The 22,227-nt window shown below is 68.8% G+C and carries 24 protein-coding genes; 12 read left to right on the top strand and 12 right to left on the bottom strand.

Going from position 1 to position 22,227, the window contains the following annotated elements:
• Positions 1-3: 3 nt before the first annotated feature.
• Positions 4-1,644: a TadG family pilus assembly protein gene (locus tag AC3A3G_RS11135; protein WP_487488214.1), complete on the top strand. Its 1,641-nt coding sequence runs from the start codon at positions 4-6 to the stop codon at positions 1,642-1,644.
• A gap of 37 nt (positions 1,645-1,681) precedes the next feature.
• Here AC3A3G_RS11135 and AC3A3G_RS11130 read toward each other — a convergent pair whose 3' ends face one another.
• Complete coding sequence (locus AC3A3G_RS11130; protein ID WP_200166403.1) at positions 1,682-3,037, bottom strand: M23 family metallopeptidase; 1,356 nt, start codon at positions 3,035-3,037, stop codon at positions 1,682-1,684.
• Between the two features lie 426 nt (positions 3,038-3,463).
• Between AC3A3G_RS11130 and AC3A3G_RS11125 the strand changes: the two genes are divergently transcribed.
• From AC3A3G_RS11125 to AC3A3G_RS11110, 4 genes are all read left to right on the top strand, one after another.
• Positions 3,464-6,559, top strand: coding sequence for an intermembrane phospholipid transport protein YdbH family protein (locus AC3A3G_RS11125; RefSeq protein WP_412878726.1), 3,096 nt, complete (start codon positions 3,464-3,466; stop codon positions 6,557-6,559).
• 88 nt (positions 6,560-6,647) lie between these two features.
• Positions 6,648-6,836: a YnbE family lipoprotein gene (locus AC3A3G_RS11120; RefSeq protein ID WP_040346241.1), complete on the top strand. Its 189-nt coding sequence runs from the start codon at positions 6,648-6,650 to the stop codon at positions 6,834-6,836.
• A gap of 20 nt (positions 6,837-6,856) precedes the next feature.
• On the top strand, positions 6,857-7,216 hold the full coding sequence (locus AC3A3G_RS11115) for a YdbL family probable chaperone protein (protein ID WP_125900424.1): 360 nt from the start codon (positions 6,857-6,859) through the stop codon (positions 7,214-7,216).
• Between the two features lie 8 nt (positions 7,217-7,224).
• Positions 7,225-7,533: a hypothetical protein gene (locus tag AC3A3G_RS11110; RefSeq protein WP_125900425.1), complete on the top strand. Its 309-nt coding sequence runs from the start codon at positions 7,225-7,227 to the stop codon at positions 7,531-7,533.
• Between the two features lie 4 nt (positions 7,534-7,537).
• Here the strand turns inward: AC3A3G_RS11110 and AC3A3G_RS11105 are convergent, their stop codons facing one another.
• Positions 7,538-8,686 (bottom strand): DNA cytosine methyltransferase, encoded by a 1,149-nt coding sequence (locus tag AC3A3G_RS11105; RefSeq protein WP_487488213.1) that lies wholly within the window; start codon positions 8,684-8,686, stop codon positions 7,538-7,540.
• Positions 8,687-8,782: 96 nt separating this feature from the next.
• On the opposite strand from AC3A3G_RS11105, the gene AC3A3G_RS11100 reads away from it, so the two are divergent.
• The 5 genes from AC3A3G_RS11100 (at position 8,783) to AC3A3G_RS11080 (ending at position 12,445) form a co-directional block, all read left to right on the top strand.
• Entirely contained in the window at positions 8,783-9,235 is a 453-nt protein-coding gene (locus tag AC3A3G_RS11100) for a COG3650 family protein (protein ID WP_200166409.1), read from the top strand.
• Between the two features lie 82 nt (positions 9,236-9,317).
• Entirely contained in the window at positions 9,318-10,451 is a 1,134-nt protein-coding gene (locus tag AC3A3G_RS11095) for an acyltransferase family protein (RefSeq protein ID WP_487488212.1), read from the top strand.
• Positions 10,452-10,483: 32 nt separating this feature from the next.
• Positions 10,484-11,014, top strand: coding sequence for a CHAP domain-containing protein (locus tag AC3A3G_RS11090; protein WP_200166413.1), 531 nt, complete (start codon positions 10,484-10,486; stop codon positions 11,012-11,014).
• Positions 11,015-11,072: 58 nt separating this feature from the next.
• On the top strand, positions 11,073-11,915 hold the full coding sequence (locus AC3A3G_RS11085) for a tryptophan 2,3-dioxygenase (protein WP_487488211.1): 843 nt from the start codon (positions 11,073-11,075) through the stop codon (positions 11,913-11,915).
• A gap of 59 nt (positions 11,916-11,974) precedes the next feature.
• Positions 11,975-12,445: a PA2169 family four-helix-bundle protein gene (locus AC3A3G_RS11080; RefSeq protein ID WP_234287604.1), complete on the top strand. Its 471-nt coding sequence runs from the start codon at positions 11,975-11,977 to the stop codon at positions 12,443-12,445.
• Positions 12,446-12,599: 154 nt separating this feature from the next.
• Here the strand turns inward: AC3A3G_RS11080 and rplS are convergent, their stop codons facing one another.
• From rplS to AC3A3G_RS11060, 4 genes are all read right to left on the bottom strand, one after another.
• Positions 12,600-13,016, bottom strand: coding sequence for a 50S ribosomal protein L19 (gene rplS / locus AC3A3G_RS11075; protein WP_125900431.1), 417 nt, complete (start codon positions 13,014-13,016; stop codon positions 12,600-12,602).
• A gap of 16 nt (positions 13,017-13,032) precedes the next feature.
• Positions 13,033-13,743: a tRNA (guanosine(37)-N1)-methyltransferase TrmD gene (gene trmD / locus AC3A3G_RS11070; protein WP_303705396.1), complete on the bottom strand. Its 711-nt coding sequence runs from the start codon at positions 13,741-13,743 to the stop codon at positions 13,033-13,035.
• A 249-nt stretch (positions 13,744-13,992) separates the two neighbouring features.
• The gene (locus AC3A3G_RS11065) at positions 13,993-15,831 is read right to left on the bottom strand and encodes a DUF885 domain-containing protein (protein ID WP_487488210.1); all 1,839 of its coding nucleotides are present in this window, start codon (positions 15,829-15,831) and stop codon (positions 13,993-13,995) included.
• An 88-nt stretch (positions 15,832-15,919) separates the two neighbouring features.
• Positions 15,920-17,584 carry a thiamine pyrophosphate-binding protein gene (locus AC3A3G_RS11060; protein ID WP_368925130.1) on the bottom strand — a complete coding sequence of 555 codons (1,665 nt, stop codon included), beginning with the start codon at positions 17,582-17,584 and terminating at the stop codon, positions 15,920-15,922.
• 96 nt (positions 17,585-17,680) lie between these two features.
• On the opposite strand from AC3A3G_RS11060, the gene AC3A3G_RS11055 reads away from it, so the two are divergent.
• Both AC3A3G_RS11055 and AC3A3G_RS11050 read left to right on the top strand, forming a co-directional pair.
• On the top strand, positions 17,681-17,818 hold the full coding sequence (locus tag AC3A3G_RS11055; protein ID WP_087140513.1) for an entericidin A/B family lipoprotein: 138 nt from the start codon (positions 17,681-17,683) through the stop codon (positions 17,816-17,818).
• A gap of 98 nt (positions 17,819-17,916) precedes the next feature.
• Positions 17,917-18,321, top strand: coding sequence for a YidB family protein (locus AC3A3G_RS11050; RefSeq protein WP_087140512.1), 405 nt, complete (start codon positions 17,917-17,919; stop codon positions 18,319-18,321).
• Positions 18,322-18,330: 9 nt separating this feature from the next.
• Here the strand turns inward: AC3A3G_RS11050 and truA are convergent, their stop codons facing one another.
• From truA to AC3A3G_RS11020, 6 genes are all read right to left on the bottom strand, one after another.
• Positions 18,331-19,080 (bottom strand): tRNA pseudouridine(38-40) synthase TruA, encoded by a 750-nt coding sequence (gene truA / locus AC3A3G_RS11045; protein WP_368925132.1) that lies wholly within the window; start codon positions 19,078-19,080, stop codon positions 18,331-18,333.
• Positions 19,080-20,054, bottom strand: coding sequence for a methionyl-tRNA formyltransferase (gene fmt / locus AC3A3G_RS11040; RefSeq protein WP_487488209.1), 975 nt, complete (start codon positions 20,052-20,054; stop codon positions 19,080-19,082). Before fmt ends, truA begins: the two co-directional genes overlap by 1 nt.
• Before the next feature lie 27 nt (positions 20,055-20,081).
• Positions 20,082-20,297 (bottom strand): hypothetical protein, encoded by a 216-nt coding sequence (locus AC3A3G_RS11035; RefSeq protein ID WP_125900438.1) that lies wholly within the window; start codon positions 20,295-20,297, stop codon positions 20,082-20,084.
• Positions 20,297-20,869 carry a peptide deformylase gene (def, locus tag AC3A3G_RS11030; RefSeq protein WP_200166427.1) on the bottom strand — a complete coding sequence of 191 codons (573 nt, stop codon included), beginning with the start codon at positions 20,867-20,869 and terminating at the stop codon, positions 20,297-20,299. Before def ends, AC3A3G_RS11035 begins: the two co-directional genes overlap by 1 nt.
• Before the next feature lie 73 nt (positions 20,870-20,942).
• A complete protein-coding gene (locus tag AC3A3G_RS11025; RefSeq protein WP_200166429.1) occupies positions 20,943-21,347 on the bottom strand; it encodes an acyl-CoA thioesterase in 405 nt (134 codons plus the stop codon).
• A gap of 81 nt (positions 21,348-21,428) precedes the next feature.
• Complete coding sequence (locus AC3A3G_RS11020; RefSeq protein WP_487488208.1) at positions 21,429-22,196, bottom strand: alpha/beta hydrolase; 768 nt, start codon at positions 22,194-22,196, stop codon at positions 21,429-21,431.
• Between the last annotated feature and the right edge of the window lie 31 nt (positions 22,197-22,227).

Genomic DNA, 22,227 nt, shown 5'->3' with positions numbered 1-22,227 from the left:
CTGATGGAACGAAGCCTGCCCGCGCGCCTGCGTCGGGATCGGCGCGGCGGGGTGACGATCATGTCCGCGGTGTTCGGCGGCCTGATCTGCGTCAGCGCGGCCCTGGCGGTCGATGTCGGGGTGGTCGTTCTCAAGGGGCGCGAGCTTCAGGGCGCGGCCGATCTGTCGGCCCTCGCCGCCGCCGGCGCTCTGAACGACGCCGAGATGGCCGCCGAGACGACGGCGCGCGCCAACATCGCTGATCTGTCAGGCGTTCAGGTGGAAACGGGAGTATATACGCCTGATCCGGCCTTGCAGCCGTCAGAACGATTCGTTGCCGGCGGGCCTGACGTCAATGCGGCGCGGGTCGTGGCGACAGCGCCCGCGCCGTTGTTTTTCGGTCGGTGGATCCTGGGCCGGGAGACAGTCAGCGTCACCAAGCAGGCGACGGCGGCGCGGCCGGGCGGGGCGCCTACGGCCATGTTCTCGATCGGATCGCGCCTGGCGTCGCTGGACGGGGGCCTGGCCAACGCTCTGCTGTCGGCGCTGTTGGGTGCAAGCGTGTCCCTGACCGCGATGGACTATCGCAATCTGGCCGACGCCCAGGTCAGCCTGCTGCAGTTTTCGGACGCTCTGGCCGTGGACCTGGGCGTGACCGCCGGCGACTATGACGCCCTGTTGAAGCATGAGATGGAGACGCGCCGTGTCCTGCGGGTGCTTGAAAGAGTCGCGGGCTCTGACGCGAAAGGCGTGTTGGGCAAGCTGGTCGGCGCGCCCGCCGATGCACGCCTGAAGCTGGGTGATCTGATCGGGGTGGAAGCCGAGGCGCGTCACGGCCTGCGCGAGCGCTTGAACGCGCAGGTGTCGGCCTTGGATCTGCTGATGGCGACGCTGCAGACGGCGAACCAGGAGCGTCAGTTGGCCCTGGACGTCGGCGCTCGGGCCGGGCTGGCGGATCTGGACGTCATGCTGGCGATCGGCGAGCGCCCGAACCGTTCGTCCTGGCTGACGATCACCGGCAAGGGCGAACCGATCATTCGCACGGTGCAGACGCGGCTTTACCTGAAGGCGACGGCGCTAGACCGTGTTCCTCTGGTAGGTGCGCTGGCCCAGGTGAAAGCGCCGATCCTGGTCGAAGTCGCCGGGTCGGAGGCGCGGTTGAAGTCCATCCATTGCGGGGCCTCGCCGCGTGTTCTGGTGGAGGCGAAACCGGGCGTGGCGCGGGTGCGGCTAGGGCAGATCAACGAAAGGCGCCTGCACGATTTCAAGTCCGAGTTGACGGTATCGCCGGCCGCTCTGGTCTCCGTCCTGCTGATCAAGGTTGAGGGTAAGGCCGACATCCAGGTTGCGGACATGACCTGGAGCGAGCTCGGCTTCACCGGCTCGGATATCGGTTCGAGCGAGCCCAAGACGGCGCAGTCGAGCGGTTTCATCAACGGCTTGATGGTCAGTCTGCTTCGCGATTTGGAACTGACGGCCCTGGGGTTGCCGCTGCACATCGTCACCCAGCCGCTGGGCGTGGTGCTGACGCCGCTGGGGCCGGCGCTGGATGCGGTGGTTCAGCCGCTGCTGCAACTGTTGGGCGTGGGGGTGGGCGAAGCCGACGTATGGGTGCACGGCGTGCGCTGCCCCAACCAGGGCGGGACGCCGCAACTGGTCGGTTGAAGCGGGGGCGGGGCGGCGACTTCGGCCCCGCTCGACGTCAGCCTTCGGTCGGGCGCAGGCCGGTGGCGGCTTGCTGCACCGCGGCCGGACGACGTTGGCCGCCGGCGGCGATGACGCGGTCGATGCGGGCCTTTTCGGCGCGGAAGGCGGCCAGATCGGCGCCCGCCAGGACGGTGCCTTCCTGGGTCTTGATGCCGGCCGGATTGATCCGCTGGCCGTTGCGCCAGATTTCATAGTGCAGGTGCGGGCCGGTGGAGGCGCCGGTCGAACCGACGTAGGCCACCACCTGGCCCTGGGTCACGCGCTGACCGGCGCGCATGCCCGAGGCGAAGCGCGACAGGTGGCCGTAGCCGCTTTCCAGCCCATTGGCGTGGCGGATGCGCAGCCAGTTGCCGTAACCGCCCCAGCGACGGGCCTCGACCACCACGCCGTCGGACGGCGCCACGACCGGCGTGCCGGTGGCGGCGGCGAAGTCCATCCCCTGGTGCATCTTGCGGTAGCCCGAGATGGGGTGGGTGCGGACGCCGAAGTTCGAGCTGACGCGGCGGAAGTTCTGCAGCGGGGTGCGCATCATGGCGGTGCGCGTATTCTTGCCCGTGGCGTCGAAATACTGGGCCGTCTTCGAGCCGGCGGGCTGGAAGCGGTAGAAGGCGTGGCCCTTCAGCTCGGCGTAGAGCAGTTCGCCGGTTTCCACCGTCCGGCCCGATTCCGTGACCATGCGGTCGAAGACCAGGGTGAACTCGTCCGAGGCGCGCACGTCGCGCTGCATGTCGAACTTGTGGGCGAACAGCTGGCTGGCGCGGCGCACCACGGCCGAGGTGGCGCCCAGTTCGCGAGCGCTGGCCGACAGGGAGCGCTGCACCTTGTCGTTGGCGACGACGGTTTCCTCTGTGACCTTCTCGTCCAGCGAGCGCAGGCGCAGGGCGCCGTCGAAGCTGCGCGACACGGTCAGCTGGCTGGCCGGGCCGGTGCGCATGGTCAGGCCGATCAGGCGGGCGTCGCCCAGGCCGCCGCGCGGCTTGGACACGGCGGTCTCGAAGCGGAGACCCGCGCGCAAATCCTTGAGATCGAAGGCGCTGGCGACGGTGTCGGCGACAGCGCGGGCTTCATCGGCGCCGACGCCGGTGCGTCGCACGGCCTGTTCGAAGGTTTCGCCGCGACGAATCTGGACGGGAATGGCTTCCGGAGCGGTCATGCCGGCCGGCGCGGCGGCGGCGGCGTAGGCCTGCGCTTCAAGCGATTCGATCTGTTCCGCGGTCAGGACCGGAACTTCCTCGGCCTTCACCTGTTCATATCCACGACCGGCCAGCAGGGCGATGCCCACGGCGGCGCAAGTCGTCAGCAGGTGCGGCGCAAGCCGAACGGGCTGGCGGCGAGGATCGAACTGAGCCATGGGTCCCCGGCATATCGACGACGCTTAAAGCGCCAGACCAGTCGAAATTAGATTCACGCCGGACATTCCTGACCGACAGTGAAGCGAGCCGTATAGCCCGCCTGACCCATATTGGGAAGCGGGTACGTTACATTCAGTTAACTTGGCGGGGGATCGGCGCAGTATTTCAGCGTTCGTTTTGGTGCGGATGTGAATCTTCGCCATTTTTAAGGTCTGGTGGTCCTGTAGTGGCGACATGGACACGGTATAGTTGTCGTGCTGCAACGACTGTCATCGTGGCGCATTTTGTGGCGTTGTCGCCCTCAACCACTAAACGAAGATCGTTCCGCGACCTTGACCGAAGACGCCGATCCTTCCCCGCCGTGCGCGCAGACACGCAAACGCACAGCTTCGATCGCCCTTCTGAAGGGGGCGGGCGTGGCGCTGATGGTTCTGCTGATCCTGGCGGCGACATTGTATCTGAACCGGCGGGCGGCGGCGCGCGAACTGCTGGTCGGCTGGCTGGACCGCAAGGGCATCGACGCCGACGTCGAGGTCGAACGGCTGGAGCTCAACGGCTTCGTCGGCAAGGTCTCCATCGGCGACCCCAAGAACCCCGACTTCAAGGTCGAGCGGGTCGAGGTCGACTACGCCGTGGGCCTGCCGTGGTCGAAGGCCGGGCTGGGGGTGACGCCCAGCCGCGTCCGTCTGGTCCGCCCGATCGTGCGCGCGGCGTGGAAGAACGGCGAGCTGTCGCTGGGCAGCCTCGATCCCTTGGTCGAGGAGTTCACGGGCAAGCCGCCCAAGCCGGATTCCCGCGCGCCCCTGGTCATCGTCGAAGGCGGCCAGGCGCGGCTCGACACCGAATACGGCCCGCTGCGCCTGCTGGCGGACGCGCGGATCGACGACGGCAAGCTGATGCGGCTGTCGGGGCGGATGCCCGCCGCCTCGCTCAAGAGCGGCGAGACCGAGGCGCGCGGCCTGGCCGGCGTCATCGAGGTGACGACCGTGGGCGACCGTACGGCGGTGAAGCTGGACGCCCAGGCCGAGCGCTTCGCCGTGGCGGGCGTCGGCGGGCAGGGGGCGGCCTTGAGCCTCAGCGGCGATCTGCCCTACCCGGACATGAAGACCCGGCGCGGCGACGGCCGGGTCGGCCTGACCGCGCGGTTGACGGCGGATGAACTGGCCGGCGCCGGGACGACGGCGCGTCAGGCGGCGGCGACGATGGAATTCGCCGGGGCGGTCGAAGGCTGGCTCAACGCCTATAGCCTCAAGGGCGAGGCCAAGACGGCGGCGACGGCGGACCGGCTTCAGGGCGAGGGGGTGGAGGTTCGCCAGGCGGCGCTGGACCTCAACCGCGTGACCCTGTCGACGTCGGGAGGAACGGAAGGTCAGGACGTGAAGTGGCGCGCGGCCTCGCCCATGCGGCTGACGGCGGCGTCGGGCCGGTTCGGCGAGGCTCGCCTGACCCAGGCGGTCGTCGCCTCAAGCGCGATCGAGGCGGGCGGTAAGGGCGGCGCCTTCGAGGTGCGGGGTCCGGCGACCCTGAGCGCGCAGCGGCTGGCGACCGGCGATGTGGCCCTGAGCGGCGCGCGCGGCCGCCTGGACTTCGATCTGGTGCGGGACTCCATCACGCGGATCAGCGCGACCGGCGCGCTGGGGGCCGATCGGGTTTCGGCGCCGGTGCTGGGCGCGCCGCTGGCCGACGATCTTCCGGAACTGGCCGAGTTGAAGGGGGCGCTGGGCGCCTTCGCCCTGGATGCGCCCCAGGTGCGGCTGGTCAGCGACAACGCCGGGGTCGAGCTGACCCTGCTGCGGCCGATCACCGCCCGCCCGGCCAACGGCGGCGAGCTGAGACTGTCGGCGGCGACGGGGCCGGTTCTGTCCCTGACGGCGGACGGAGCGACGCGCGGGGCCTTCAGCGTGGCGTCCACGCGCGGCGGCGGCCTGCCCGAGGCGCGCTTTGACGGCGTTGAATGGCGGCTGACGCCGGGCGGCTTCGCGGCGAAGCTGAAGGGGCAGGCGGCCCTGGACTTCGGCCCGGCGCGCGGGATCGCCTTCAGCACCCAGGGCGAACTGGCCTCGGCGGGCGGGAGCCTGACCTATACGGCGAGTGATTGCATTCCGGTGACGCTGGACAAGCTCGACCTGGGCGAGAACTCGGTCGAGGCCGTGTCCGGCCGCGTGTGTCCGACGTCGGCGCCCCTGTTCGCCGCCCGGAACGGCGCCTGGCGCGCTCAGGCGCGTCTGGCCGATGTGGCGGCGACGGCGCCCGTCTTCGAGATCGGAATCTCCGGCGCCGAGGGCGATCTGGTCGTCGACGGCGCGGCCAAGGGGCTGTCGATGCGGGTGGGCGTCAGCAAGGCTCAGGTCGCGGATACGGCCGATCCGGTCCGCTTCCTGCCGCTTCAGGCCAAGGGCGAGGCGCGGCTTGCGGGCGACGTCTGGAGCGCCGGATTTGATCTCAGCCGACTGGACCACGCCATCGGTCGCGTCGAGGTGCGCCACGACGTTCAGGCTGAAGCGGGCGGGGCGGTGATCTCGGCGCCCAGCCTGGCCTTCACCGAACATGGGCTTCAGCCGGACGACCTCAGCCCGCTCGTGGCCGACTATGTGAAGTCGCCGGTCGAAGGCTCGGCCGGGTTCGAGGGGCGGTTCGACTGGGCGGCCGAGGGCGCGACCAGTTCGGGCGTCCTGACCGTGCCGGAGCTGGATTTCACCAGCCCGGCGGGCAAGGTCCAGGGGCTGAAGGGGCGGGTGGAATTCACCAGCCTGACGCCGCTGATCACCGCCCCGAACCAGAAACTGACCGCCGATCGGGTGCAGACGGTGACGCCGCTGACCGATCTTCAGCTGTCCTTCGGCCTGGACGAAAAGGCCCTGACCATCGGCGGCGGCCAGATCCAGGCGGCGGGCGGGCGCATCAGCGTCGAGCCCCTGTCCCTGCCGCTGACGTCGGGCGAAGGCTGGGGCGGGGTGGTCGTGGTGGAGGGCGTGCAGCTGAACGAATTGCTGAAGAGCGCCAATCTTCAGGACAAGGCCGAGTTCGACGCCGTGGTGTCGGGGCGGCTGCCCTTCACCTATGATCCCAAGGACGGCTGGCGCATTGTCGGCGGGGTGCTGAACGGGGTGCGGCCCGGCCGTCTGTCGATCCAGCCCCAGGTGTTCGACGACCTGGCCGCCGGCGGCGGGGGCGAGGCGGGCGTGCCGCCCAACGCCATGCAGGATCTGGCCTATCAGGCCATGCAGGATCTGGCGATCAGCGACCTGACCGCCGAGGTCAACAGCTTGGATCAGGGGCGCCTGGGCGTCCGGTTCCGCATCAACGGCCGCCACGATCCGCCCGAGCGCGAGCAGCTTCGCCTGACCTTCATGGAACTGATCCGCCGCGACTTCATGACCAAGAAGCTGAACCTGCCGTCGGATACGCCGATCGACTTGACGCTGGACACGACCTGGAACGCCAACCAGATCATCTCGGATCTGCTGGAATATGCGCGTCGCGGGGAGACGCCCGTGCTGACGACGGATGAAACGCCTTGAGTCACAGCCGCGCTTTGTTCAGAACCCATTCACACGCCGCTGCGTTTAATGGCGGTGACTTCCAACGCCGCCTTCGGAGACCGGCCTCATGATCAGCAAGCGTCAGATCGTCGCCATGCTCGGCCTCGGCGCCGTCAGCCTGGCCGCATGCGCGCCTACGGTGAACATCAAGTTCAGCGAGCCGCTGCAGATCTATGCCAAGCTCGACGCCGACATCCGCATCAAGCTGGACCAGGAACTGCAGAACCTGCTCCGCGAAAACCCCAACCTGTTCTGAATGTGAAAGGGGGCTTTGACATGACTTACCGCAAACTCTTCGTGGCCGTGGCCGCTGTCGCTGCTCTGGGCGTCGCCGCCGGCGCCGCCGTGGCTCAGACCGCCTCGCAGAAGGCCCTGGTCGATCAGGCCAAGGCCGCCGGCGCGGCGGGCGAGCAGGCTGACGGCTACGTCGGCGTGCGCACCTCGGTGAACGCCGACACCCAGGCCGCCATCAGCGCGACCAACGCCGGCCGCCGCCAGGCCTACGCCCGCAGCGCCGCCGACGCCGGCACCTCGGCCGAAGTGGCCGGCGCCCGGATGTTCGAGACCCAGCTGCTGCCGCGCATCAGCTCGGGCCAGTGGTACAAGAACGCCCAGGGCCAGTGGGTCCAGCGCTGAGCTGAGCCATGAAGGCGACCTTCAGGAGCGGGCGACTTGTCCGGCTTCTGCGGTCGCTGGTTCTCGCCGTCGCCATATCGGCCGTCAGCACGCTTGGGCTGGCGGCCTATTGGCGTCTGATCGGCGGGGGCGAGATGAGCCTGCACGGCTGGATCGCCATGGGGCTGGGCGTGCTGGGCACGGTCGGCCTGGCCTGGGGGCTGATGGCCCTGGCCTTCCGCTCTGATCGCGACGGCTGGGACGATCAGGTCGACAATAGCTTCGACCCCGGCATCGAGAGCGCCGAGGACCGCAAGGACGACGACCTCTACTATTAAGGCTTCAGGCGGCGGCTTCCGCCTGGCCGGAGAGGGCGGGCAGGAACAGGCCGCGCGCCAGGGCGTCCACCACCGGCACGGCCACGGCGTCGCCCATCAGCTTCAGCGCCGCGCTTTCGCTGGCGGGCAGGCGATAGGCGTTGGCCACCCCCATCAGCCGCGCGGCCTCGCGCCCGGTCAGACGGCGCATAGCGACGCGGCCGCTCTCGACGATGACGACATACTGGCGCGACGAACCGCCCGACGGCGTGCGCAGGCATCCGGCCAGACCGTCGAAGCGCATCTCCAGCCGTTGCAGCTTTTTCCCGTCCTTGGTCCGCACCCGGCGGAAGGCCGCGCCCACGCGCCGCTCACCCGAGGCCCGGATCGTTTCCAGCCGCGCCCGGTGCAGCGGCGACAGCATGGCCAACAGGGTCTGCGTCTGGGCCGCGTCGAAACAGGGGGCGTCAGTCTCCAGCACGGCCGCCAGATCGAGGTTGCGGCACGGCGGAACGGCCAGCCGCCACCAGGCCCAGTTGGCCTTCGCCGCTTCGGGTAGGCGCTCCCAAGCGGCGATCAGGCGTGAGGAATGGAAGGGCTGGACCGGGGCGGGCAGGCGCGGCCCCTCGACGCCCCGCATGGCGACGATGAACAGGCGCGGGCGCGACTGCGGCAGCCACAGCTCTGCGTCGATCTCCAGGGCGCCGACCGTATAGCCGGCCTCGGCCATGGCCCCGCAGACAGCGGCGAAATCCTGGCCATCGCCCGAGGTCAGCAGGCCGACGACGTTTTCCAGCACGATGACGGGCGGGGCGCGGCCCTCGGCGTCCAGCCGCTGCATCAGCTTCCAGAAGCCCCAGAAGGCGCCCGAGCGTTGCGCCTTCAGCCCGCCGCGCGCGCCCGCCAGGCTGACGTCCTGACACGGCGACGAGGCCCAGCACAGGTCAGGCGCGCCTGGAACCTGATCCGGCGTCACCGCCCAGACGTCGGCGTGGATAAGCGAGGTCTCGGGATGGTTGGCGCGAAAGGCGCGGGCCTTGGCCGCGTCGATGTCATTGGCCAGGATGGTGCGGAAGCCTGTCAGTCCCAATCCCGCTAGTCCGCCGCCCGCGAAGAACTCGCAGGCCGTGAAGGGGGCGCCTGCGTTTGCTGCGGGGTCGGGACGAATCGGCATGAGGGGACATTAACCCAGGCGAGCCGCTTTGGCGCCTGTCTTGACGGGGGGAAGGCAAACCGGGACTTTGGCTGCGAATTTTCAGAAAGGACCGCCATGCGCGTCGCCCTCCTCTCCGCCGCCGCCCTCTCCCTGGCCTTGGCCGCCTGTTCGCAGCCCGCTGAAAAGACGCCCGCGCCCGCCAAGGCCGAGCCGCGCGCCCTGGCGGGCGTCGATCTGGACCAACCGGTGCGCGTGCTGGGAACCGAGCCCTTCTGGGCGGTGGAGATCAAGCCGGACGGCCTGACCTATTCCGGCGTCGACCGGGCCGAGCAGAAGGCCGCCAACCCCGGCCCGAGCCTGCAGGGCACGGTCGCCAGCTGGACCGCCAAGACCGAGGCCGGGACGGATCTGACCGTCACCCTGACGGCGACGGACTGCTCGGACGGCATGAGCGACCGCACCTATCCCCTGACCGCCAAGGTCGAGATCGGGGATGAGACCCTGACCGGTTGCGCCGCCGCCACGGCCGCCATCGAGAGGGCCGGGGAGAGCGGCCGCGTAGAATAAGGCGAAGCTGGCGCCCGGCTTGCATTGAGCGCTGTTATGCGGCCGGGCTGTCCCCGGTCGGTTCACAGGCCAGGATGGTCCCATGACGCCCGTAGCGACGCCGATCGACATCCGTCCCCTGACTTCGCTCAGGTTCCTGGCGGCCCTGTGGGTCGTGGTCTATCTGATGTGGCCCAATCTGGCGGTCGGCGGCATGCCCGCCCTGGCGGCCAAGGGCTACCTGGGGGTCGAGCTCTTCTTCGTCCTGTCGGGCTTCATCCTCAGCCACGTCTATCTGCAGGCGTTCGGCGAGAAGCGCTTCGGCTACAAGGGCTTCCTGTGGGCGCGCATCGCGCGGGTCTATCCGCTGCACCTGTTTACCCTGTTCGGCGTCATGGCCCTGGGGTTGGCGGCGACGGCGGCGGGCATGGCGATCGACGCCGGCATCCTCAGCTGGAAGACGCTGCTGCCCAACCTGCTGATGGTCCACGCCTGGGGCTTTGCGGGCGAGGCGGGATGGAACCACCCGTCCTGGTCGATCTCGGCCGAGTGGTTCGCCTATCTGACCTTCCCCGTCTTCGCCGCCGCAGCGTGGAAGTTGCGGAACCGACCGTGGCTGGCGACGGGGGCGGCCGCCCTGCTGCTGGTCGCCCTCTACGTCGGGTTTGAGCGCGTCGCCGGCTATCGCCTGACCGAGGCGACGTTCAAGTGGGGGGCGCTGCGGATCGTGCCCTGCTTCGCCTACGGCTGCGCCCTTTACCTGGTCTATCGCCGGGCGCCCTTGCCGCGCGCGGGCCTGCTGGCTCTGGCGGCGGCGGTCGTAACGGCGCTCAGCGCCTCGCTGATGAGCTGGGACGGGATCACCGTCCTGTCCGGGGGGCTGCTGATCCTGGCCCTGGCCAGCATTCCGGCGAACAAGGCGGGCGTGCTGGGCTCCGCGCCCGCAGTCTATCTCGGCGAGATCAGCTATGCGGTCTATATGCTGTGCGCCCCGTGGCAGATTCTGGCGGTCAATGTCGCGGCGCGCCTGACCGGGGCGGAAGACAAGCAGCTTCCTCTCGTATTGTGGCTGGCGATCATCGCAGGCTTGATTGTCGCGGCCGCGATTGTTCATCAACTGATCGAGCGCCCAGCCCGTCGTTTCCTGCGCGGATGGGCGGCGAGGCGGCGATCATCTGTGGATCAGCCGGGGAAACAGTCGGAAACAGTTCTTCAACATTCTGGCCCTATCGTCTAAGGCTTGTCCGCGTTCAGTCGGGAGCACGCCAGATGATGAAACGGCTCACAGCCGCCGCCCTTGCGGCAAGCCTAGGCTTTTTCGCCTTCACCACGACCCCGGCCCAGGCCGGCGATCCCTACTGGCAGTGCGTGACCTTCGCGCGCATGTTCTCGGGCATTCAGATCTTCGGCGACGCCTGGACCTGGTGGCGTCAGGCCGTCAGCAAGTTCCGCACCGGCGACGCGCCTGAGACCGGCTCGGTGCTGGTGTTCCAGCCCCACGGCCGCATGAGCGCCGGCCACGTCGCCGTCGTTTCCGACGTCCTGACCGACCGCGTGATCCGCGTCACCCACGCCAACTGGGGCGGCAGCCGCGGCAAGGTCGAGGAAAACGTCACCGTCGTCGACGTCTCGTCCTCGGGCGACTGGAGCCGGGTGAAGGTCTGGTACAATCCGATCAACGATCTGGGCACGACCGTCTATCCGACCTACGGCTTCATCTATAACGGCGCCCGCGACGCCTTCGCCAACGGCCGCCAGATGGCCGCCAACGCCGTCGCCGAAGACCGCGCCGCCAACTAGGCTTCCCGCGTCGAAAAAGGGTCTGGCCCCGCCCGGCTGATCGGGCGATAGCTGGCGTATGACCGAAGCAAACGACATTCGCGGACACGCTATCGAGACGGCCAAGCATGAGCCGCAGGGCGTGACCTACGCCGGCTATCTGGCGCTCGACGACATCCTGTCCGCCCAGAAACCGCGCTCCGACCAGCATGACGAGATGCTGTTCGTCATCATCCACCAGACCAAGGAACTGTGGCTCAAGCAGATCCTGCACGAGGTGGCGCTGGCGCAGACGCTGGTGCGCGCGGGCGATCTGGTGCCCGCCTACAAGAGCCTGGCTCGCGTCAGCCGCATCCAGTCGGTGATGACCCAGAGCTGGGACATCCTGGCCACCATGACGCCCGCCGACTACCTGAAGTTCCGCGGCGACCTGGGCGCCAGTTCGGGCTTCCAGAGCGACCAGTTCCGCCGTCTGGAGACCATGCTGGGTCTGAAGGATCCGCGCTTCCTGCGCTTCCACGCCGAACGCCCGGACGCCCATGCGGCGCTGCAGGCGGCCCTGGAATCGCCCAGCCTCTACGACGACGCCCTGCGCCAGCTGGCCAAGGCGGGCCTGCCGGTGCCAGAGGCCGTACTCAACCGCGACGTCAGCCAGTCCTATGAGGCGAACGAGGGTGTCGAGGCCGCCTGGCTGGAGGTCTATCGCGACACCGAGCGCTGGTGGCCCCTGTACCAACTGGCCGAAAAGCTGGTCGATCTGGAAGACGCCCTGCTGACGTGGCGGCACAAGCATGTGGTCACGGTCGAGCGCATCATCGGCCGTCGTCAGGGCACGGGCGGCACCGACGGCGTCGGCTATCTGGTCGAGACGCTGAAGCGTCGCTGCTTCCCCGAGCTGTGGTCTCTGCGCACCAAGCTGTGACGCTGGAAACCTTCGCCGCTGGCAGGGGTTTCTCTCTTGAGCAGCAACGGAGGTTTCCGATGGCCGGCAACAGCCACGACATCAAGGTCCTCAACGGTTTGGTCGAGGGGCTGATCGACAGCGCCGACGGCTATCATGAAGCGGCGGTCGAAACCGCCGACGCCGCCTATCGCACCTGGTTCGAAGCGCGAGCGGCCGAGCGCCGCCGGCTGGCCGAGGAGTTCAAGGCGGCCGTGCGTGAACGCGGCGGATCGCCCGAGGAGGACGGCTCGATCCTGGCCAAGGCGCAGCGCGCCTTCATGGACGTGAAGCACGCTTTGCTGCGCAACGACGCTTCGGTGATCGACACGGTCGAGGGCGGCGAGGACCAGTTGAAGGCGCGTTTCGAGCGGGCGTTGGCCGACAACGAGCTGTCGGCCACGACCAAGGAGACCGTCCGCCGCGCCTATGGCGAAGTCCGCGCCGGCCACGACCAGCTCAGCGCCTTGAAGCACAGCCTCGATGTTCGAGGGGGCGCTGCGGGAAGCTAGCGTGTCTCTCCCTCCTCTTGAAGGGGAGGGAAAGGGCGCTCAAGCAGCGAGCCGCCGCGCGGCGAGCGATAGCGCACTTATAGATTTCCCAACAAAAAAGCCCCGGCGTTTCCGCCGGGGCTCTTGATCTTCAGCGCGGAGCCGAAGCCTGAAATCAGGCCTCGTCGCCGGCCTTCTCGGCCGTGCCGGTGGCCGGGACGGCGACCTTGCGGGCCGTCTGGCGCTCGGCGATACGGGCCGACTTGCCGCGACGGTCGCGCAGGTAATACAGCTTGGCGCGACGAACGACGCCGCGGCGCTTCACTTCGATGGACTCGACGTTCGGCGACAGGATCGGGAAGCGACGCTCCACGCCTTCACCGAACGAAATCTTGCGGACCGTGAAGGTCTCGTTGACGCCGCCGCCGTCACGGGCGATGCAGACGCCTTCGAACGCCTGGATGCGTTCGCGCTCGCCTTCCTTGATGCGCACGTTGACGCGCAGGGTGTCGCCCGGCTGGAAGTCGGGGATGGTCTTGCCTTCGAGCAGGCGGGCTTTTTCTTCGGCAGCGAGCTGCTGGACGATGTTCATAGTGTCTCTCCGGAGCTTATTTGCTCTTTAGCTGTAAGTTGGCGAGATGCCGCTCCCAGAGATCCGGGCGCCGCTCCCGCGTGGTCTTTTCCCTTTGCTCCTGACGCCATTTGGCGATCTTCTTGTGATCGCCTGACAACAGGACTTCCGGGATGTCGTGGCCCTCGAACGTCCGCGGCCTAGTGTACTGCGGATGCTCAAGCAGGTCGTCCTCGAAGCTCTCGGTGGACAGGCTTTCCGCCGCACCCAGAACCCCCGGAACCAACCGGACGCACGCCTCGATCGCCACCATGGCCGCCGCCTCGCCGCCGGCGAGCACCGCGTCCCCGACGGAGACCTCCTCGAACCCCCGGGCGTCGAGCACCCGCTGATCCACCCCCTCGAAACGGCCGCACAGGACGACGATTCCGTCGGCCTTGGCCCATTCCGTCACTCGCGCCTGCGTCAGGGGCCGACCGCGTGCGCTCATGTACAAAAGCGGCCGGGATGGACCTTCCAGGCTGTCGAGAGCCCTGGCCACCACGTCCGCTTTAAGCACCTGACCGGGACCGCCACCCGCAGGGGTGTCGTCCAGGAAGCCGCGCTTATCTTCGGAAAACGCGCGAATGTCCAGCGTCTGCAAGTCCCACAACCCCTTCTCGCGCCAGGCGGTGCCGATCAGCGACACCCCCAGCGGTCCGGGAAAGGCCTCGGGGAACATGGTCAGGACGGTGGCGGTAAAGGGCATGGCGGCGGCTCATACACCAGAAACGCGGAAAAGACTGCCACCCTCTCCAGGCGGGAGAGGGCTTGAGCCTCCAAGAGCGAAGCGATTGGCTAAGGCGAAAGGGTGAGAGGTTTGTCCTGTCAGTCGGCGTTAGCCGTCACGCGACGACCCTTGGCCGACTTCCGCCGCGAACCCTCACCCTTTCGCGCAAGAACGATCGCTGACGCTCTCGTGCGCTCAATCCCTCTCCCATTGGGAGAGGGAAGCAGGTCAGGCCGGCGCGCCGCCGCCCTTGGCGATCCAGGCGTCGACCAGGTCGCCCAGAACGTCCAGCGGCACGGCGCCCGAACCCAGGACCACGGTGTGGAAGTCCTTGATGTCGAAGCGGTCGCCCAGCGCTGTCTCGGCCTTGGCGCGCAGCTCCTCGATCTTCAGCTCGCCGATCTTGTAGCTGGTCGCCTGGCCGGGGTTGGTGATGTAGCGCTCGACCTCCTTCTGGATGTCGCGCTCGGACAGCAGGGAGTTGTGGCGGAAGTAGTCCATCGCCTGCTCGCGGCTCCAGCGCTTGGCGTGCAGGCCGGTGTCGGTCACCAGACGCACCGCGCGCCACAGCTCGGTCGAGAGGCGGCCGAAGTCGGAATAGGGATCCTGATAGAAGCCCATCTCCTTGCCCAGGCGTTCGGAATACAGGCCCCAGCCTTCGGAATAGGCGCCGTAGCCGCCGAAGCGGCGGAAGCTGGGCAGGTGCTCCATCTCCTGCGCATAGGCGATCTGGAAGTGGTGGCCCGGCGCGCCCTCGTGATAGCTGATGCCCTCGATCTGGGGCTTCAGCACCTGGGTCATGTCCGACAGGTTGACGTAGTAGATCCCGGGGCGCGAGCCGTCGGGCGCGGGCGAGTTGTAGAAGGCGATCGAGGCGGTCGCTTCGCGGAAGGGTTCGACCGCACGGACCTCCAGCGGGGCCTTGGGCAGGTTGGAGAACCACTGCGGCGCCACGGCCATGACCTGGGCCACGAAGGCGCGGGCGTCGGTCAGATAGGCTTCCTTGCCCTCCGGCGTGTTCGGATACTGGAACTGCGGGTCCGTCTTCAGGAAGGCGAAGAAGTCCTGCAGCGAGCCGGTGAAGCCGACCTGGGTCTTGATCGTCTCCATGTCGCGCTGGATGCGGGCGACCTCGTCCAGGCCGATCTGGTGGATCTGGTCGGCGGTCAGGTCGGTGGTGGTCGAGAGCTGCAGGCGCGCGTTGTAATAGGCCTCGCCCTGCGGCAGGCGCCACACGCCCGCGTCGCTGTCGGCCTGGGTCTGCACCTGGCCGAGCGCCGCCAGAACCGTGTCGAAGCCGCGCTTGTAGGGGCCGGTCAGGGCCGTGCGGGCGGAGGCCAGCAGGCGGTCCTTGGTCGCCTGATCGGCGTCCAGGGCGGCGATCTTCTTCTGGAAATCGGCCCAGACCGGGTTGTCGGCGCCGCCGTCGAACGGGGCGCCGGCGACCACCGCGCGGGTGTTGTCGATCGAGGGCTCGAAGACGAAGCGCGGCGAGACCACGCCCTTGCCGGCGCGCGCCGTCAGGGTGTCAGCCACCTGACCCATATAGCGTTCGGCGGCGTTCAGGCGGGCGACATAGGCCTCGGCGTCCGAGACGCTGCCGATGCGGTGGTTGTTGATCAGGAAGACCGGCAGGCTGGTGGTCGGGTTGCCGTTGGCGGCGAACTGGAAGCCCCAGTCGCGCCACTGGTTCGACAGGCGGGCCTGCTGCACCCCGTGTTCGAACAGGCGCCAGGACAGGCGGCTCTGCTCGCTCAGCTTGGTCGGATCGAACTGGGCCTTCATCTGGGCCAGCTGAGCTTCCTGCAGGGCCAGCGAGCGTTCGGCGGCGGCGTCGGAGACGTCGTCCAGCTTGTCATAGTCGGTCTTGCGGCCCAGCGAGGTCATGCGCTGAGGGCTGAGGGCCACGCGCGCCTCGAAGGCCTGTTCGAAGAAGGCGTTGAGCCGGGCGTCCTCGCTCTGGGCCTGAACGGTTGCTGCGGCCGGCGCGGCCCCCTCGGCCATGACGGCGGGCGCGGCGGCGCAGAGCGCCAGCACGGCGGCGGATGAAATCAGAAGACGACGCATGAGAAAGACCCCCTCGGTACAATAAGGGCGGCACTCTTCCCCGAAGCGCCGCCGCAGGCAAGCTGCGGCGGCCAGGGGTCTGTTGCGATCAGCCGCCGCGCAGGTCGGTGATCGTGCGGCCCGGCGCGATCTGCTCGGCGTCGGTGATCAGGTGGACCAGGGCGGGACGGCCGCTCGCCGCCGCCTCGCGCGCCGCCGCCAGGGCCGCCGGGAAGTCGCCGGTCGTCTCGCAACGCACGGCGAAGGCGCCGAAGGCTTCGGCGAACTTCACGAAGTCGGGGTTCTTCAACTCGGTGGCGATGACGCGGGTCGGGTATTCCCGCTCCTGGTGCATGCGGATGGTGCCGAAGGTTCCATTGTCCACGACCACGACAATGACGCCCAGCCCGTACTGGGCGGCGGTGGCCATCTCATTGGCGCTCATCATGAAGTCGCCGTCGCCGGCGATGCAGACCACTTCGCGCGACGGATGGACCGCCTTGGCCCCCAGCGCCGCCGGATAGCCATAGCCCATGGCGCCCGAGGTCGGGGCCAGCTGGGTGCGGCGGGCCTGATGACGGTGGAAGCGGTGCAGCCAGGCGGCGAAGTTCCCTGCGCCGTTGGTCAGGATGGCGTTCTCGGGCAGGGCCTGCGCCAGATGGGCGATGACTTCGCTCATATTGACCGCGCTCTTGACCTCGATGGGCGAGGAGAAGGCGAGGAAGTCGGCATGGGCCGTCGCGCCCTGTTCGGTCCAGACGCGGCCCGGATCGATGGTCGACAGGGCCTGGGCCGCCAGCGAATTGTCCGCCGCCGCCGACAGGGCGGGCGCCCAGACGCGGCCCACCTCTTCGGGCCCCGGATGGATGTGGATCAGGGTTTCGGCCGTCCGGGTGCGGTCCAGCAGGGTGTAGCCCTGGGTCGGATTCTCGCCCATGCGCGCGCCGATCACCAGCAGCAGATCGGCGTCCTTGACCCGCGCCACCAGCTTGGGGTTTGGCCCCAGGCCGAGGTCGCCGGCATAGCCGGGGTGGTCGTTGCGGATCAGATCCTTGCGACGGAAGGACAGGGCGACCGGCAGGCCCAGGCGTTCGGCCCAGCCGGAGATCGCGTCGGTCGCCTCATCGGTCCAACCCGAACCGCCCAGGATCAGCATGGGGCGTTCGGCGCGCGACAGGCGCTCGCGTACCTGTTCGACGAAGGCCGGGTCCAGCGTGGCCTTGGCCGGGACGACGGGGCGGATCGGCGAGGGGCCGCCGTCCTCGTGCAGGATGTTCTCGGGCAGGGCGACGACCACCGGGCCCATGCGGCCCTGCTGGGCCGTGGCGAAGGCGCGTTCGACGACTTCCACCGTGCGCTCCGGGCTCTCGATCTCGGTCGCCCATTTGGCCAGGCCGCCGAACACTTCGCGGTAGTCGACTTCCTGGAAGGCGCCGCGGCCGCGGTCGGTCAGGGCGATCTGGCCGACGAACAGGATCATCGGCGTGGAATCCTGATGCGCCGTATGCACGCCGATCGAGGCATGGGTCGCGCCCGGTCCGCGCGTGACCATGCAGACGCCGGGGCGGCCGGTCAGCTTGCCGTAGGCCTCGGCCATGTTGGCGGCGCCGGCCTCGTGGCGGCAGACGATGACCTCGATCTTGTCCTGGACGTCGGCCAGAGCGTCGAGCACGGCGAGATAACTCTCGCCGGGCACGCAGAAGACCTTGTCGACCCCGTTCATCACCAGGGTTTCGACCAAACGGCGGGCGGCGGTTCCGGAAGCTTGCGTCATGCTTTCGCCGTTAGCAGATTGAAGGATGAATTGGCCATGCAACCTTATGGTCAAGCTTCACGTTGAAGCGTCAAATCGATCCACGGGGATTTCATCATGCGCAAGCTCATCGTTCTCGGCGTCATCGCCGCCGCCCTGACCACCGCCGCCTGCAACACGGTCGCCGGCGTGGGCCGCGACGTCTCGGCGGTCGGCCAGGCCGTCACCTCGGGCTCGGAGCGCGCCAAGAGCTGAAACTGACGGCGACGCGGCGGCGTTGCCTTGTTTTGCGTTTTCGCCACAAATCCACAGACGAAGTCCGTCATTCTGACGCGGCAATCGGAGGAATTGAGATGGGACTTCTGGACAATATCCTGGGCGGCCTCGGCGATGACGCCGCCGGCGGCCTGGCGGACCTGCTCAAGGGGCAGGGCGGCGTGGCGGGCCTGGCCGAGAAGTTCGGCCAGAACGGCCTGGGCGACGTGGCGGCCTCGTGGATCGGCAAGGGCGGCAACGCCGCGATCTCGCCGGAACAGATCGCCGCCGTCATCGGCTCGGGCCCGATCGCCGACTTCGCCCAGAAGCTGGGCATTTCGCCGGAACAGGCCAGCGAGACCCTGGCGGGCCTGCTGCCGGAAGCCGTCGACCGTCTGACGCCGGGCGGCAACGCCGATGGCGCGGACGACATGCTGGGCGGCCTGCTGGACAATCTGCCGGGCGGCCTCGGCGGCGCGCTGGGCGGTCTGTTCAAGCGTTAAGGCTTGGCGCTAGGCCTCGGCCTCATAGGTGACGCCCGTCAGATAAAGCCCGTCTGACGGCGCCACCGGGCCGCAACGCGCGCGGTCCCTGGCTTCGAGCGCATCGGCCAGGTCGACGGGACTCCAGCGGCCCAGGCCGACCTCGGCGATGCTGCCCGCCATCGAGCGCACCTGGCGATGCAGGAAGCTGCGCGCCTCGAACACCAGATGCACCTCTTCGCCGACTCTGGCGACGCGGGCCACGTCCAGTGTTTTGACCGGACTGGCCGCCTGGCAGGCGGCGTCGCGGAAGGTGGTGAAGTCGTGCAGACCGATCAGGGCCTGCGCCGCCGCATGCATGGCCTCGGCGTCCAGCGGCTTCTTGACGTGCCAGACCCGGCCCCGGTCCAGCGCCGGGCGGCCGGGCCGGTTGAGGATGCGATACAGGTATTTGCGGCCGTTGGCGGTGAAGCGGGCGTGCCAGTCGTCGCTGACCGGCGTGCAGTCCAGCACCGCCACCGCCTCATTCATCAGATGGGCGTTCAGCGCGTTCATCACGGTGCGCGCAGGCCAATCGCGTTCCAGATCGACGTGGCAGGTTTGGCCCGTGGCGTGGACGCCTGTGTCGGTGCGTCCGGCGGCGGCGATCCGCACGGTTTGGCCGCTGAAGGCGGTGATCGCCGTCTCGATGGCGCCCTGCACGGTCGGCTGGCCGGGCTGAGCCTGAAAGCCGTTGTAGGCCGAGCCGTCATATTCGACAGAGAAACGATACCGGGGCATTAGCCTTGGAGGCCGCGATCAGAAGGCTCCGCCTTCTCGACCCGACGCGGCCCGTCCAGCATGGCGCCGGCTGGGACCGCAAAGCCACGCAGCATTTCGTCGGCGGGTTGCGCCGCCTTGCCGGGACGCTGCACGCGGGTCAGGCGCACGGCGCCGGTTCCGCAGGCGATCGTCAGGGCGTCGTCCAGCACCTGACCGGGCGTCCCTTGTCCTTCGGCCAGAACCGACATCAGGGCCTTGATGCGCACCGGCTCGCCGTCGACCTGGACCTCGAACCAGGCGCCGGGGAAGGGCGACAGGCCGCGGATGTGGGCGTCCACCTCGGCGGCGGGGCAGGTCCAGTCGATGCGGGCTTCGGCCGAAGTGATCTTCCTGGCGTAGGTCGGCTCGCCCGTCTGCTCCGTCTCGGTGAAGCCGCCGCGTTCGATGGCGGCCAGGGCGCGGGGCCACAGGGCGGCGCCGACATGAGCCATGCGGTCGCCCAGCGAGGCGGCGGTGTCGTCGGCGTGGATGTCCATCAGTTCGGACAGGATGATGGCGCCTTCGTCCAGGCCTTCGCTCATCCGCATGATCTGGGCGCCGGTCTGGCGGTCCCCGGCCATGATGGCGCGCTGGATCGGGGCGGCCCCGCGCCAGCGCGGCAGTAGTGACCCGTGCAGATTGAAGCAGCCCAGACGCGGCGCCTCCAGCACTTCCGGTTTCAGGATCTGGCCGTAGGCGACGATGCAGGCGGCGTCGAGGTCCAGGCTCTTGAAGACGTCGATAGCCTCCTGCGCCTTCATGCTCTCGGGCGTGAAGACCGGCAGGCCCATGGCCTCGGCGAAGGCGTGAACCGGCGACGGCGTCAGCTTCTGACCCCGGCCCTTGGGGCGCGGCGGTTGCGAATAGACGGCGACGATCTCGTGCCCCGAGGCGATCAGCTCGGCCAGGGACGGCACGGCGAAGTCGGGGGTTCCCATGAAGGCTAGGCGCATGGGCAGGCCTTTAGACCGTGAGGCCGATTACATCCAGCGGGTATAGACGCCGCCGCCCTCGTCCCACTCGCCGCCCGCATCCAGGGCGTCGTCGAAATCGAGCAGGCGGTCGATGACCACGCCCGCCACCACGCCGACAGCGGCGACGGCCAGCAGGGTCGCGATGCTGGCGACGCCGACCTTCTCGTTGCGGGTCAGGCGGCGGCGACCGCGTTGATCAATGATGCGGGTCTTGCGAGCCATCAGGCGGCCATCCTCGCGTGCTTCTTGACCTTGGAGACCGCCCGGTCGCGACGCAGGCGCGACAGGTGGTCGATGAACAGGACGCCGTTCAGGTGATCCAGCTCGTGCTGGAAGCAGACGGCGTACAGGCCCTCGATCTCTTCTTCGATCGTCTCGCCCTGATAGTTCATGTAGCGCACGCGCACGCGCGCCGGGCGCTCGACCGCATCGTAATAGGTCGGGATCGACAGGCAGCCTTCCTCATAGGAGAACATCTCCTCGGACGACCACAGGATTTCCGGGTTGACGAAGAAGCGCGGGTTGCGGCGCTCCAGCGCCTCTTCCTCGGTCTGCGGCTCATCAGAGGCGCCCTCGACCGGCTTGTCGCCCAGGTCCATGACGACCACGCGGGTCAGCTCGCCGACCTGCGGCGCGGCCAGGCCGATGCCCGGCGCGTCGTACATCGTCTCCAGCATGTCATCCATGAGGGCGCGCACGGCGTCGGTGACGCCGCCCTCGACGGGCGCTGCGACGGTCTTCAGGATCGCCAGATCGGCGGCGTTATCGATAGTCAGGATACGACGAATGGCCATGCGGGGGAGGTAGGGCCGCCGCCCCCGAACGTCAAGAATTTCCGACCGTGGCGCTCGGACTTCTCGGCCGGCTTCAGGCGGACGGCACTTCGCGCGGCTTGCGGTCCTGGTCGATGGCCACATAGGTGAAGACGCCCTCGGTCACGCGGACCGACTGGGCCTCGGCCTGGCCGCGAGCACGCTTCCACGCCTCGACATGGACGCGGATCGACGTGCGGCCCGTGCGGATGATCTTGGCGTAGATCGACACCTCGTCGCCGACCGACACCGGCTGGTGGAAGACCATGCCGTCCAGGGCCACGGTGGCGCAGCGGCCGCCCGCGCGCTCGAACGCCGGGGTCGCCCCGGCCAGGTCCATCTGCGCCAGCAGCCAGCCGCCGAAGATGTCGCCCTCGGGGTTGGTGTCGGCGGGCATGGCGATGACGCGGCCGACGGGCTGGCCTTCAGGCAGGGTGGCGATGGGCTTGTCGTCGGACACGGCGATTTCTCGATCAGGCGAAGAGGAGGGTGGATTTCATGCGCCCTTGGCCGTCAGGTCGCAAGTTCGTTGCGGCTTCTTTCAGGGGCGCGCGACGAAACGCAGGATGGCGGGCAGGCTGGCGAACGGAGCCGACCCGTGGTCCTCGTCGGCCAGTATGGTCAGGGCCGCGCCGGTGGTCGCCGCCAGATCGCGCAGGTTGGAGACCATGCGTCGCGCCAAATGCGGGCCGGGCAGGCCGGGGGCCTCTTCTTCGGCGCCGACGGCCAGGAACAGGTCGCTGCGGCGCTGTGGCGGCTGGGTTTCGATGACGGCGGGGTTCCACCAGATCGACGGGCTGACGGCGACGAAGCGGGCGAAGGGGGCCGAGCGGGCGCGCGCCTCCAATACGAACTGGCCGGACATCGAGTGGCCCATCAGGGCGGCGCGCGCCGGATCGGCTCCATGCCGGATCGCCAGCGGCAGGACGCCTGCGACCAGTCGGCGCAGCAGGTCGGGCCCGCGCGCCTCCATGGTTCGCCCGCCCTTGTCGGCGCCGGAAACGAAGGCGAAGGCGCCCAGACGTTCGGCGTCGGGCGCCAAGGCGACGCCCAGCACCATCATCGGCCCTACGCGCGTCTTTTGCGGGCGGCGGGCCAGGCGATGCGCGGCCTCGGCGGCGGCGGTGAAATAGGCCTCGCCCTCCAGCACGATCAGCAGGGGCCAGCCCTGAGCGGGCGGCTCGCCCTCGGGCGCGCTCAGCCACAGGGTCAGGCCGGGCGCCTCGCCATCGGCGGACAGACTCAGGGCGCGGCACCCGCCGGACAGGGGCGGCGCGGAGGGCGAAAAGACGCAAGAGGCGGAATCCATGGCTTCACCCTAGCCCATCCCGGCCCCGAGA

This window comes from Brevundimonas sp. Soil_N_31, from assembly GCF_057655995.1.
This window is presented reverse-complemented; position numbering and strand designations above follow the sequence as displayed.

Bases quoted from the DNA above. Each gene is read 5' to 3' on its own strand.
- AC3A3G_RS11135 (WP_487488214.1), top strand. From the start codon at position 4: ATGGAACGAAGCCTGCCCGCGCGCCTGCGTCGGGATCGGCGCGGCGGG.
- AC3A3G_RS11130 (WP_200166403.1), bottom strand. From the start codon at position 3,037: ATGGCTCAGTTCGATCCTCGCCGCCAGCCCGTTCGGCTTGCGCCGCAC.
- AC3A3G_RS11125 (WP_412878726.1), top strand. From the start codon at position 3,464: ATGGTTCTGCTGATCCTGGCGGCGACATTGTATCTGAACCGGCGGGCG.
- AC3A3G_RS11120 (WP_040346241.1), top strand. From the start codon at position 6,648: ATGATCAGCAAGCGTCAGATCGTCGCCATGCTCGGCCTCGGCGCCGTC.
- AC3A3G_RS11115 (WP_125900424.1), top strand. From the start codon at position 6,857: ATGACTTACCGCAAACTCTTCGTGGCCGTGGCCGCTGTCGCTGCTCTG.
- AC3A3G_RS11110 (WP_125900425.1), top strand. From the start codon at position 7,225: ATGAAGGCGACCTTCAGGAGCGGGCGACTTGTCCGGCTTCTGCGGTCG.
- AC3A3G_RS11105 (WP_487488213.1), bottom strand. From the start codon at position 8,686: ATGCCGATTCGTCCCGACCCCGCAGCAAACGCAGGCGCCCCCTTCACG.
- AC3A3G_RS11100 (WP_200166409.1), top strand. From the start codon at position 8,783: ATGCGCGTCGCCCTCCTCTCCGCCGCCGCCCTCTCCCTGGCCTTGGCC.
- AC3A3G_RS11095 (WP_487488212.1), top strand. From the start codon at position 9,318: ATGACGCCCGTAGCGACGCCGATCGACATCCGTCCCCTGACTTCGCTC.
- AC3A3G_RS11090 (WP_200166413.1), top strand. From the start codon at position 10,484: ATGATGAAACGGCTCACAGCCGCCGCCCTTGCGGCAAGCCTAGGCTTT.
- AC3A3G_RS11085 (WP_487488211.1), top strand. From the start codon at position 11,073: ATGACCGAAGCAAACGACATTCGCGGACACGCTATCGAGACGGCCAAG.
- AC3A3G_RS11080 (WP_234287604.1), top strand. From the start codon at position 11,975: ATGGCCGGCAACAGCCACGACATCAAGGTCCTCAACGGTTTGGTCGAG.
- rplS (WP_125900431.1), bottom strand. From the start codon at position 13,016: ATGAACATCGTCCAGCAGCTCGCTGCCGAAGAAAAAGCCCGCCTGCTC.
- trmD (WP_303705396.1), bottom strand. From the start codon at position 13,743: ATGCCCTTTACCGCCACCGTCCTGACCATGTTCCCCGAGGCCTTTCCC.
- AC3A3G_RS11065 (WP_487488210.1), bottom strand. From the start codon at position 15,831: ATGCGTCGTCTTCTGATTTCATCCGCCGCCGTGCTGGCGCTCTGCGCC.
- AC3A3G_RS11060 (WP_368925130.1), bottom strand. From the start codon at position 17,584: ATGACGCAAGCTTCCGGAACCGCCGCCCGCCGTTTGGTCGAAACCCTG.
- AC3A3G_RS11055 (WP_087140513.1), top strand. From the start codon at position 17,681: ATGCGCAAGCTCATCGTTCTCGGCGTCATCGCCGCCGCCCTGACCACC.
- AC3A3G_RS11050 (WP_087140512.1), top strand. From the start codon at position 17,917: ATGGGACTTCTGGACAATATCCTGGGCGGCCTCGGCGATGACGCCGCC.
- truA (WP_368925132.1), bottom strand. From the start codon at position 19,080: ATGCCCCGGTATCGTTTCTCTGTCGAATATGACGGCTCGGCCTACAAC.
- fmt (WP_487488209.1), bottom strand. From the start codon at position 20,054: ATGCGCCTAGCCTTCATGGGAACCCCCGACTTCGCCGTGCCGTCCCTG.
- AC3A3G_RS11035 (WP_125900438.1), bottom strand. From the start codon at position 20,297: ATGGCTCGCAAGACCCGCATCATTGATCAACGCGGTCGCCGCCGCCTG.
- def (WP_200166427.1), bottom strand. From the start codon at position 20,869: ATGGCCATTCGTCGTATCCTGACTATCGATAACGCCGCCGATCTGGCG.
- AC3A3G_RS11020 (WP_487488208.1), bottom strand. From the start codon at position 22,196: ATGGATTCCGCCTCTTGCGTCTTTTCGCCCTCCGCGCCGCCCCTGTCC.